Here is an 11,115-nt window from a genome sequence, read left to right as displayed (position 1 = left end):
GCCCCGCCGAGTGGCGGGGCCCACGGCCGTAGGGGCCCGGTTTGACCCTCCGGAACCGGCCCCGTAACCTAGACCGTCGGCATGTTTGGGCGATTGACGTCCCCGTGCGTGCCGCGCTCCTGAGCACCTTCCTCACGTTCCGTACGCGCAAGCGTCGGGCGCGAGAGGCCGCTCGTCCAATCCGGATCCGTGCGGTCCCGCCTTCGTGGTGGGGCTTGCCTGAGCGGCTGGCTTCAGGAGCATTCGTCCCGAGTGAGAGAGAGATCCGCGTGTACGCCATCGTGCGCAGCGGTGGTCGCCAGCACAAGGTTGCTGTCGGCGACATCGTTGAGGTTGACAAGATTTCCACTGCCAAGGTTGGCGACACGGTCGAGCTCTCGACCCTGCTCGTTGTCGACGGCGAAGCCGTGACCAGCGACCCGTGGGTCCTGGCCGGCATCAAGGTCACGGCCGAGATTGTGGACCACCACAAGGGCGCCAAGATCGACATCCTGCGCTACAAGAACAAGACCGGCTACCGCCGTCGCCAGGGTCACCGCCAGCAGTACACGGCGATCAAGGTCACCGGTATCCCCGCGGCTGCGAAGTAAGAGGGACTGAGACATGGCACACAAGAAGGGCGCATCGTCCACCCGGAACGGGCGCGACTCCAATGCCCAGCGGCTCGGCGTGAAGCGCTTCGGCGGTCAGGTCGTTTCCGCCGGCGAGATCCTCGTCCGCCAGCGCGGCACCCACTTCCACCCGGGTGCGGGTGTCGGTCGTGGTGGCGACGACACGCTGTTCGCGCTGCAGGCCGGTGCGGTCCAGTTCGGCACGCACCGTGGCCGCAAGGTCGTCAACATCGTTCCGGCCGCCTGATCCAGCTTCGGCTGATCGAGCGTTCGTAACTTCCCGAGGGCGGATCTCAGCTCTTCCCGGCGTAAGCCGGGAAGAGAGGTCCGCCCTCGGCGCGTTGTCATACAGACACGTTTAATGGGCAGCAAGGCCTGCCCGGGACATTCCCGTATGTATCTGGAGGAACACCCATGACCACCTTCGTGGACCGCGTCGAGCTGCATGTCGCCGCGGGTAACGGGGGCCACGGCTGCGCCTCCGTTCACCGGGAGAAGTTCAAGCCGCTGGGCGGCCCCGACGGCGGCAACGGCGGCCGTGGCGGCGACGTCATCCTGGTGGTGGAGCAGGCGATCACCACCCTGCTGGACTACCACCACAGCCCCCACCGCAAGGCCACCAACGGCCAGCCCGGCGCCGGCGACAACCGCTCCGGCAAGGACGGCCAGGACCTGGTCCTGCCCGTGCCGGACGGCACCGTCGTCCTCGACAAGGAGGGCAACGTCCTCGCCGACCTCGTCGGCCAGGGCACCACCTACGTCGCGGGCGAGGGCGGCCGCGGCGGCCTCGGCAACGCCGCGCTCTCCTCCGCCCGCCGCAAGGCCCCCGGCTTCGCGCTCCTCGGCGTCCCCGGCACCACCGGCGACATCGTCCTGGAGCTGAAGACCGTCGCCGACGTGGCGCTGGTCGGCTTCCCGAGCGCCGGTAAGTCCTCGCTGATCTCGGTGCTCTCCTCGGCCAAGCCGAAGATCGCGGACTACCCCTTCACCACCCTCGTCCCGAACCTGGGCGTCGTCACGGCCGGCTCGACCGTCTACACGATCGCCGACGTCCCGGGCCTGATCCCCGGCGCCAGCCAGGGCCGTGGCCTGGGCCTGGAGTTCCTGCGTCACGTCGAGCGCTGCTCGGTGCTGGTGCACGTCCTGGACACCGCCACGCTGGAGTCCGACCGCGACCCGATCGCCGACCTCGACGTCATCGAGGAGGAGCTGAGGCTCTACGGCGGCGGCCTGGAGAAGCGTCCGCGTCTCGTCGTCCTGAACAAGGTCGACATCCCGGACGGCCAAGAGCTCGCCGACATGGTCCGCCCGGACCTGGAGGCCCGCGGCTACAAGGTGTTCGAGGTCTCCGCGGTCGCCCGTACGGGTCTGAAGGAGCTCTCCTACTTCCTCGCCGAGGTCATCGCCAAGGCCCGCGCCCGCAAGCCGAAGGAGGAGGCGACCCGTATCGTCATCCGCCCGAAGGCCGTGGACGACGCCGGCTTCACCGTCACCTACGACGAGGCCGAGGACGTCTACAAGGTGCGCGGCGAGAAGCCGGAGCGCTGGGTCCGCCAGACCGACTTCAACAACGACGAGGCCGTCGGCTACCTGGCCGACCGCCTCAACCGCCTCGGTGTCGAGGACGCGCTCAAGAAGGCCGGCGCCCGCGCCGGTGACGGCGTAGCCATCGGTTCCGACGAGAACTCCGTCGTCTTCGACTGGGAGCCGACCATGATGGCCGGCGCCGAGATGCTGGGCCGCCGCGGCGAGGACCACCGCCTGGACGCTCCGCGCCCGGCCACGACGCGCCGCAAGGAGAAGGACGCCCGTCGCGGGGACTCCGCGCAGCAGGAATACGACGAATTCAAGCCGTTCTGATCCCCTCCCGAGGGACTTGCGCCCGGAAGGTTTGAAGGTCCCTTTATGTGGGTCGCCTAGGATCTTCCGGGTGAACAGCAGCAACCTCCCCACGGTTTCCGTCGTGGTCATCGCGTACAACGACGCCGGGCTCGTGGGCGAGGCCGTTTCCTCGGCCCTCGCCCAGGGTCCGGTGGTCACCGAGGTCATCGCGGTGAACGACGCCTCGTCCGACGGCACCGCGCGGGTGCTCGACGAACTGGCCGCCGTCCACCCCCGCCTCAAGGTCGTGCACCGGACGGAGAACAGCGGGGGGTGCGGCACCCCGCGCAACGACGGGATCGCGGCTGCTTCCGGCCGGTACGTCCTCTTCCTGGACAGCGACGACGTCCTGCCGCCGGGAGCCGCCGACGCCCTGGTGCGCACCGCCGAGGAGCACGGCGCCCCGGTGACCGTGGGCGCTGCGGTACGGCGTGAGCTGCCCCTGAGGCACGACGTGCCGTGGATGCCCGGACTGCACACCTCGGGCGAGGTGATCGAGCGGCCGGTGGACCGGCCCGATCTCGTCCGCGACACCCTCTGCGTCAACAAGCTGTACGCGCGCGCCTTCCTCGAGGAACACGACCTGCGCTTCCCCGACGGTCGGTTCATCTACGAGGACTTCGTCTTCACCGCCCGCGTGCTCGCCGCGGCCCCCCGCATCGCCGTCACCGGCGAGCTCGTCTACGTGTGGCACGTGCGCCGCAGCGCCGCCCAGGTGTCGATCTCCCTGGACCGCAAGGACGTCGGGAACTGGCGCTCCCGCATCGAGGCCCACCGCACGGCCGCCGGGATCCTCGCGGAGGCCTCCCCGGTGCTGGGCAGCGCCTGCCGGGTGAAGTTCCTGGAGTACGACCTGCGCATGTACCTGCGCGAGCTCGGCCGGGACCCCGAGTACCAGGCCGCCTGGTGGACCCTGACCCGCGAGTACGTCGCCACCTTCCCCGAGGCCGACATCGAGTCCGCGGCGGCCCACGCCCGCTGGATCGTTTCGCTGCTGCGCGCGAGCGCGACCCCGCCCGCCGACGTCGAGCGCCTCACCCGGCTGGCCGCCGAACCGCCGAGGCTGCTGCCCCCGTACGCGACCGGTCCCACCGGAGCTCCGGTGTGGAGCGAGGAGCTGCCGGTCGAGCTGGTCGGGCTGTCCGGGCTGCCGGTGGATGAGCTGCCCGTCACCGTCGACGCGGAACCGGCCGGCCGCTCAGCCGTCCGGATCCGCGTGCACGACCTGTACGGGCGCCTGGCCGAGGCCGGGCCCGTCACCGCGCAGCTGAGCTTCGTACCCCGGGCGGGCGGCGCGGCGGTCCTCGCCCAGCCGGTCGAGCTGCACCCCGCCACCGACGGAGGCTGGGCCGCCGTCCTGCCGTTCCGTCTCGCCGACCTCGCCGTCACGGGCCGCCGCCAGGGGCTGCGCAGGATGCAGGCGTGGAACGTCGGGGTGGGCGTGCGGTGTGCCGACGGGAGCTCGGTGTTCACCTCCTTGCGCCCCCGGGGTCGACTGCTTCGCCGTCGGGCCCTGCCCAGCAGCCGGTACGGTGTTCTGCTGGCGCAGCCCTACCGGACGGGGGCCGGCGCACTCGCGCTGCGCCTCGCGCCGGGCGCGGAGGGCGCGCTGTATCTCGTACGCAACCGCCTCGACCGGGCCCGGGCGGGCCGCGGGGCGGACCGACCCTGAGGCGGGGGCCCCGGGCCGGGGCCGTCACCCGCCGCGCTCTTCATCCCGAAGTCGGACAGGACCAAGGAGACACCATGACGTTTCTGATCACCGGCGGCGCCGGATACATCGGCGCGCACGTCGTCCGCGCGATGCGGCTCGCGGGGGAGGAGGTCGTCGTCTTCGACGACCTCTCCACGGGTGACGAGGACCGCGTACCGGAAGGCGTCCCGCTGGTGGTCGGCTCCGTCCTCGACCGGCTGGACCTGGAGAAGGTCATCCGCGCGCACAAGATCACCGGCGTGGTGCACCTCGCGGGCAAGAAGCAGGTCGGCGAGTCCGTCGAGAAGCCGATGTACTACTACCAGGAGAACGTGCAGGGCCTTTCCGTCCTGCTCCAGGCCGTGGCCGACGCGGGCATCCGCAACTTCCTCTTCTCCTCCTCCGCCTCCGTCTACGGCATGCCCGACGTCGACCTGGTCACCGAGGACACCCCGTGCAGGCCGCTGAGCCCCTACGGCGAGACGAAGCTGGCCGGGGAGTGGCTGGTGCGCGCCGCGGGCAAGGCGCACGGCATCTCCACCGCCTGCCTGCGCTACTTCAACGTGGCGGGCGCGGCGGTCCCCGAGCTCGCGGACACCGGCGTCTTCAACCTGGTCCCGATGGTCTTCGAGCGGTACGACGCCGGCCAGGGCGCCAAGATCTTCGGTGACGACTACCCGACCCCGGACGGCACCTGCATCCGCGACTACATCCACGTGGAGGACCTCGCGGAGGCCCACGTGGCGGCCGCCCGCAAGCTCGCCGAGTGGGCCGCGGCCGGCGATTACAAGGACCTCACCGTCAACATCGGGCGGGGCGAGGGCGTTTCCGTCGCCGAGATGGTCGAGCTGCTGAACAAGAACACCGGGCACGACATCGCCCCGGTGATCAGCCCGCGCCGCCCCGGCGACCCGGCGAAGGTCGTGGCGTCCGCCGACCGGATCACCAGCGAGCTGGGCTGGCAGGCCCGGCACGACGTCCAGGAGATGGTCGTCTCCGCCTGGGCGGGCTGGGAGGCCAACAAGGTGGCCCGCAAGGACGCCCACCGGGACGTCCACAAGCCCTGACCGGTCGAAGCCGAGCCGTACGGCGAGCCCGTACGTGGAGCCCGTATGTGGAGCAGCCCGCCCCGGACGTGTCCGGGGCGGGCTGCTCCACATGTGCGCGGGCCGGCGCGCTCAGCGCTCCAGGAAGGAGAACAGCTCTTCCCACCGGTCGGTGATCTCGGGGCTGGAGTAGCGCTGCACCGAGCGGAAGGCGTTGTCCCCGAGCCGGTCGCGCAGCTCGCGGTCGGAGATCAGCACCCGCAGGTGTCCGGCCAGCTCCATCGTGTTGCCCAGTCGGGCCAGCAGCCCGTCCTCGCCGTGCTCGACGATCTCCCGCACGCCCGGCGCGCAGTCGAAGGCGGCCGCCGGCACGCCCGCCGCCATCGCCTCCAGCAGGGTGATGGGGAAGCCCTCGGCCCGTGAGGCCTGCGCGAAGACCGAGGCGCCGCGCAGGGCGCCCAGCACGTCGTCGGTGCTGCCCATCCACTCCACGGAGTCGTCCAGGCCCAGCGAGGTGCAGTGCGCCTTCAGCATGGCCTCCTCCACGCCCGCCCCGTAGATCCGCAGGGTCCAGTCGGGGTGGTGCGGCGCGACGTCCGCCCAGGTGTCGAGCAGCAGGTCGACGCCCTTCTCGAAGGCGAGACGGCCGACGCAGGCCACGACCTTCTCGGTGCGCGGTGCGGGGGAGTCGGGCATGAAGGGCAGCGGGTTCGGCATGCTCCCCACGTTCTCCATGCCCGCCCGGATCCACAGGTCCGCGTCCTCGCCGGTCAGCACCAGCAGCCGGTCGACCTGCGGGTAGAAGCGGCGGACCCGCTCCCCGCGGGTGGACTTCTGGCTGGCCTCGAACGACTCGTGACTCATCCCGATGACGGTGAGCCCCTTGGTGTCGGCGAGCGCCACCCACTCCATCGCCCAGACCTGGGTGACGATGACGACACCGCCCGGCCGGGCCGCCCGCAGCAGCTCGCTCAGCTGCTCGGCCTTGGCCCGCATCTGCGCCCGCCGGGCCGCCTGGCGGCGCCGCTCGGGCGCGTTCAGCCGGCCCTTGATCCCGCGCAGCCGGCGGGCCGACGGCGGGTGCGCCGCGTAGAGCGTGGTCGTCTCGTACGGCAGGCCCTGCGGGAGCTTCTGCCGGATGTCGTCGGCGACCGGGGCGATGCCCACGATGTGCACCCGGTGGCCTCGGTCGGTGAACTGCCGGGCCATCTGGTGAGACCAGGTGGTCACGCCGCCGATCTCGTCGACGTTGTTGGAGACGATGAAGATGTCACGGCCGCCCGGAGCGACGGTCTGCTGGTTCACTTGCCGCTCCTGGTGAAGAACTTCTCGACGATCTGGCGGGCCGCGTCCCCACGGTCGTACTCGCCGAACTCGGCGAGGAACCGCTGCCGTGCCTGGGCGTACTTGACGTCCGCCTCCTCGAAGGCGGCGAGCGCCTGCAGGAGTTCGTCCGCCGTGGCGACCACCGGGCCCGGGGCCTTCTCCTTCAGGTCGAAGTACGTGCCGCGGATGTCGGTGGAGTACTTCTCGTAGTCGTACGCGAAGAACACCATCGGCCGGTCCAGGACCGCGTAGTCGAACATCACGGACGAGTAGTCGGTGATCAGACCGTCGGCGAGGGCCAGCAGCGGGGTGATGTCGTGGTGGCGGGACACGTCGATGACCCGGCCCGCCACGGACGGCGGCAGCGAGACGCTGTTGAGGTAGTGGGTCCGCACCAGCAGCGTGAAGCGGTCACCGAGCCGGTCGGCGAACTCCTCCACGTCGAAGGGGAAGGTGAAGCCCTCCACCGCGCCGTCCGCGCCCGCCCGGAAGGTCGGCGCGTACAGCAGCACCTTCTTGTCCGGGTCGATGCCGAGCTCGCCCGCGAGGGGCCCGCGGACCCGCTCACCGCTGTGCGACTCGGTCCGGTGCGCCTCGACGAGGGCGTCGTTGCGCGGGTAGCCCGTGCGCAGCAGCACCTCGTCCCGCAGCCGGAAGCCCTTGGCGAGGGTCCGGGTGTCGTGCTCGGAGCGGATCAGGAAGTGGTCGAAGCGGTCGACGGCCGCCTGGAAGCGGGCCTGGCCGGCCCGACCCTGCGCCTTGGTGCGGGGCTCGTGGAAGCCCATCCGCTTGAGCGCCGAGCCGTGCCAGGTCTGGATGTACGTGGTCCCCGGGCGCTTGGCCAGTGCCAGCGGGAAGCCCTGGTTGTCGACCCAGTACTCGGCCTGGGCGAGGGCGCGCAGGTACTGCCAGCCCCAGCGTCGGACCAGGGTGGCCTCCTTGGGGAAGCCGGTGGGCTTGGCGCCCGCGTAGGACCAGATCGCCTCGAACGGCGCGCCCTGGCGGACGAGCTCCTCGTAGATCGCCTTCGGGCTGTCGCTGTACTGCTTGCCCATGTGGCTCTCGAAGACGACCGTGCCCTTCTTGATCGGCAGCTTCGAGAAGACCTCGTGGTAGATCTTCACCTTCTGCTCGCCGGAGCCGATGTTCCGGCGGGCCCGCAGCGCCTTGCGCAGGCCCCGCTTGACCACGCCGGCCGCCTTGCCCTGTATGGCGTTGTTGATCAGCGACTGGGTGCGGACGGCGGCGGCGCCCTCGGCGCTCAGCACGTAGCTGAGATTGCCCTTCTTGGTCATCTGGGGCCCGAAGCGGTCGGAGACCAGCCGGGTCAGGCGCGGGCGTACGCGCAGCCGGGTCGCCGACTCCAGGTCGACCCCGCCGATCGCGACACGGGTGATGATCCGCTCGCCACCCGCGGTCAGCTTGAGGCGGACGTCCCAGACGGCGTCGATGATGCCGAGCGGGCGGACAGTGCCCGCGACGTCGGCGGTACCGGTCCACTCGATCGTGTCACCGGTGTGGCGGACGGTTTCCACCGGGAAGCTGAAGGACCGCACGCCGATCTGCCGGCGGGCCCGGAATTCGAGCGTGGCCTTCAGGTCCGCGTCGGCCGGGATCCGGCGCAGCGGATTCACGACGGAGCCGGACATGGTGACCGTGCCGCGGCCGTCGTCCTCGTAGGAGGTGAGCCGGTTGCCCAGGGTGAGGGAGGTGAGCGGCGTGGTGTGGAAGGCCTGCTCGGTGACGTCCAGTATCCGGCGGGCCTCGTCGGCGTCGGGACCGTCGATGTGCTGCGCGCACCAGTAGACGCGGCCGTCGCGCTCGGCGAGCGGGGAGGTGAGCCGGCCCTTGTTGGTCATGGCGTCGGCGGCCGGGAGCAGGTTGTCCCAGTCCTCCTTGCCGAGCAGGTACGCGCAGATCGCCTGGAGGTAGGTGACGTTCTCGTACGCGGTCGGGTCGATGCCCGCGAGGTAGCCGTTGGCGAGGCGGGCGAACTCCTGGCGGTACTCGTCGCTCAGCAGCGGCAGGTCGCGCAGGTGGAGCACCAGGTCGTGCTTGAGGAACTTGGCGTCCTTCGCGGACTTGATGTCCGTGTGGCCCTTTTCGGCCAGCAGGGCGTCGACGCGGCGGTGGATCTCCATCCGGTGGACGAAGTTCGCGATCTCGTGGCGCCGGTTGCTGATCGACAGGGCCGCGGCCTTCTCGACCACGTTCCAGAAGTAGACGTGGTTCGGGATCAGCGTGATGCGGCGGGCGGCCACGTAGGCCTGCGCGGAGAACAGCAGGTCCTCGTAGTGGATGCCGACCGGGAACTGAAGGCCCTGCTCCAGCAGGAACGCGCGCCGGTAGCACTTGTTCGTGGAGAGGGTGTCGTAGACCAGCAGGTCGGGGTACTCGGTGATCGACTCCAGGGTGCGCGTGCGCGAGTAGATCCAGGGGTACCACTCGGTGGTCTTGCCCCACCGGTTGTCGAGGTGCACGCGTACGCACATGCCCGAGACCAGGTCGGATCCGGTCCGCTCGGCGGCGTCCAGCATGTTCCGGCAGGCGTTGCGCTCCAGCACGTCGTCGCTGTCGAGGAACATCACATACGTTCCGGTGGCCTGCTGGATGCCGTGGTTGCGCGGCGCACCGCAGCCGCCGCTGTTCTCCGGCAGCTGGAAGGCGCGCACTCTCCCCGGATGTGCGGATTCCAGTTCCTGGGCGACCGCGTACGAGCGGTCCTTGCTGCAGTCGTCGACGATCACGACTTCGACGCTGTGCAGGGTTTGGTCCAGAACCGACCGGACTGCTGTCGGCAGACGCTCTGCGTCGTTGTAGACGATGACGACCACGGAGACGTCGGGCACGTGCACCTCGATCCCTTCGTTTCGTTACGTTGAGCTGATTCCGCTTATCTCGTCCACGCTACCGTGTGCCGCCCGCGACTCCGGCAGCCCGACGCCCGTCCGACCCTCGCCGTGCATACTTCTAAGGAAGAGGTGAGAGGTGGGTCCGGCCGCCGACAATCACCCGTTCGGATCCAGCAGGAAGTGTTCATGACGAAGCTGTCCGTAGTTGTCCCTTGCTACAACGAAGAGGCCGTCATCGACAGCTTCGACGTGGAGATCCGTAGGGTCCTGGACGCCCTCCCCGTCGAGTACGAGGTCTGCTACGTCGACGACGGAAGCCGCGACGGCACCCTCGCCAAACTCCGGAAGATCGCCGCCGAACACGGCGAGGAGACCCGCTACGTCTCCTTCAGCCGGAACTTCGGCAAGGAGGCCGGCATGCTCGCCGGCCTGCGCGAAGCCACCGGCGACGCCGTGGTGATCATGGATGCGGACCTCCAGCACCCGCCGGAACTCATCGCGACCATGCTGGAGCACTACCGGCAGGGACATGACCAGATCATCGCCCGCCGCACGCGCGAGGGTGACAAGAAACTCCGTTCCGCCCTCAGCACCCTCTACTACCGGGGGGTCAACCGCTGGGTCGACGTGGAGCTCACCGACGGCGTCGGCGATTTCCGCATGCTCTCGCGCCCGGCCGTGGACGCCCTGCTGTCGCTGCCGGAGTACAACCGCTTCTCCAAGGGCCTGTTCTCCTGGATCGGCTTCGACACCGTCCACTTCGACTACCGCAACGCGCAGCGCGAGGCCGGCGAGACGAAGTGGAAGTTCGGCGCCCTGCTGAACTACGGCATGGACGGCCTGATCTCCTTCAACAACAAGCCGCTGCGGATCGGGATCTGGTTCGGCGTGTCGCTGGTCGCCCTGACCGGTCTTTACGCCCTGTGGATCACGATCGTGGCGATCACCAACGGCGTCGAGTCCCCGGGGTACGTCACCCTCGTGGCCATCATCACCGGCCTGGGCGGCGTGCAGTTGATCATGCTGGGCCTGATCGGCGAGTACATCGGCCGCATCTACTACGAAGCCAAGCGCAGGCCGCACTTCCTGGTGAAGGAATCGCACGGAGCACAGCCGCTCCCGCGGACCGATGACCGGCCGGCGGTCCCGGTCGCCGAGCCCACGATCGTGGAGCGCAGCACCCGATGAGCCGCAAGGAACAGCTCGGCCAGGTGCTCAGATTCGCCCTCGTGGGCGGGGTCAACACCGGCACCTTCTTCGTCATCTACCTGCTCCTGCACCCGTGGATGCCGTACTTCGCCGCCTACGCGCTCGCCTTCGTCCTGGCGATGGTCGGCTCGTTCTTCATGAACACCTACTTCACCTACCGGACCCGACCGACCTGGAAGAAGTTCTTCCTCTTCCCGCTGACGAACATCACCAATTTCGTCATCCAGTCCGTCGGCCTCTACGCGCTGGTGACCTGGGCCGGGATGGACACCCGGATCGCCCCGCTGGTCGCGGCGGTCGTGGCCATCCCGTTCACCTTCCTGCTCTCCCGCAAGATCCTCGTCCCGGGTGCCGCCCGGGCGGAGCAGGCCCCTCCCGTCGCGGCGGGACCCGCGGCGGGGTCGTCGGCGGGACCCGCGGCGGGACCTGCCGCGGGGTCTTCGGCGGGGTCCTCGACGGACTCTTCGTCCAGGGTCTGAAACCCCCGAGCAGCCCCG

Annotated in this window: 9 protein-coding genes; 7 read left to right on the top strand and 2 right to left on the bottom strand. The window is 69.8% G+C overall.

Going from position 1 to position 11,115, the window contains the following annotated elements; all coding sequences use genetic code 11:
- Nucleotides 1–269: 269 nt before the first annotated feature.
- The 5 genes from rplU (at nucleotide 270) to galE (ending at nucleotide 5,252) form a co-directional block, all read left to right on the top strand.
- Nucleotides 270–590 carry a 50S ribosomal protein L21 gene (gene rplU, locus BCL76_RS08455; RefSeq protein ID WP_030384677.1) on the top strand — a complete coding sequence of 107 codons (321 nt, stop codon included), beginning with the start codon at nucleotides 270–272 and terminating at the stop codon, nucleotides 588–590.
- 13 nt (nucleotides 591–603) lie between these two features.
- The gene (gene rpmA / locus BCL76_RS08450) at nucleotides 604–858 is read left to right on the top strand and encodes a 50S ribosomal protein L27 (protein ID WP_008738950.1); all 255 of its coding nucleotides are present in this window, start codon (nucleotides 604–606) and stop codon (nucleotides 856–858) included.
- 167 nt (nucleotides 859–1,025) lie between these two features.
- Nucleotides 1,026–2,471, top strand: coding sequence for a GTPase ObgE (obgE, locus tag BCL76_RS08445; protein ID WP_109778846.1), 1,446 nt, complete (start codon nucleotides 1,026–1,028; stop codon nucleotides 2,469–2,471).
- A gap of 70 nt (nucleotides 2,472–2,541) precedes the next feature.
- Nucleotides 2,542–4,164, top strand: a complete 1,623-nt coding sequence (locus BCL76_RS08440; protein ID WP_109778845.1) for a glycosyltransferase family 2 protein — start codon at nucleotides 2,542–2,544, stop codon at nucleotides 4,162–4,164.
- Between the two features lie 74 nt (nucleotides 4,165–4,238).
- Nucleotides 4,239–5,252 (top strand): UDP-glucose 4-epimerase GalE, encoded by a 1,014-nt coding sequence (gene galE, locus BCL76_RS08435; RefSeq protein ID WP_109778844.1) that lies wholly within the window; start codon nucleotides 4,239–4,241, stop codon nucleotides 5,250–5,252.
- Between the two features lie 111 nt (nucleotides 5,253–5,363).
- On the opposite strand, the gene BCL76_RS08430 is transcribed toward galE, so the two are convergent.
- Entirely contained in the window at nucleotides 5,364–6,536 is a 1,173-nt protein-coding gene (locus tag BCL76_RS08430; protein ID WP_109778843.1) for a glycosyltransferase, read from the bottom strand.
- A complete protein-coding gene (locus BCL76_RS08425; protein ID WP_109778842.1) occupies nucleotides 6,533–9,412 on the bottom strand; it encodes a bifunctional glycosyltransferase/CDP-glycerol:glycerophosphate glycerophosphotransferase in 2,880 nt (959 codons plus the stop codon). The genes BCL76_RS08430 and BCL76_RS08425 overlap by 4 nt, the downstream gene beginning before the upstream one ends.
- A gap of 183 nt (nucleotides 9,413–9,595) precedes the next feature.
- On the opposite strand from BCL76_RS08425, the gene BCL76_RS08420 reads away from it, so the two are divergent.
- Entirely contained in the window at nucleotides 9,596–10,597 is a 1,002-nt protein-coding gene (locus BCL76_RS08420) for a glycosyltransferase family 2 protein (RefSeq protein WP_258309445.1), read from the top strand.
- Complete coding sequence (locus BCL76_RS08415; RefSeq protein ID WP_258309444.1) at nucleotides 10,594–11,097, top strand: GtrA family protein; 504 nt, start codon at nucleotides 10,594–10,596, stop codon at nucleotides 11,095–11,097. The genes BCL76_RS08420 and BCL76_RS08415 overlap by 4 nt, the downstream gene beginning before the upstream one ends.
- Nucleotides 11,098–11,115: the final 18 nt, after the last annotated feature.

The organism is Streptomyces sp. CG 926 (assembly GCF_003148825.1).
Classification (GTDB): Bacteria; Actinomycetota; Actinomycetes; order Streptomycetales; family Streptomycetaceae; genus Streptomyces.
Note: the sequence above shows the minus strand (reverse complement) of the source record. Positions and strands in the feature narration are given on the sequence as shown.

Bases quoted from the DNA above. Each gene is read 5' to 3' on its own strand.
- rpmA (WP_008738950.1), top strand. From the start codon at position 604: ATGGCACACAAGAAGGGCGCATCGTCCACCCGGAACGGGCGCGACTCC.
- obgE (WP_109778846.1), top strand. From the start codon at position 1,026: ATGACCACCTTCGTGGACCGCGTCGAGCTGCATGTCGCCGCGGGTAAC.
- galE (WP_109778844.1), top strand. From the start codon at position 4,239: ATGACGTTTCTGATCACCGGCGGCGCCGGATACATCGGCGCGCACGTC.
- BCL76_RS08420 (WP_258309445.1), top strand. From the start codon at position 9,596: ATGACGAAGCTGTCCGTAGTTGTCCCTTGCTACAACGAAGAGGCCGTC.
- BCL76_RS08415 (WP_258309444.1), top strand. From the start codon at position 10,594: ATGAGCCGCAAGGAACAGCTCGGCCAGGTGCTCAGATTCGCCCTCGTG.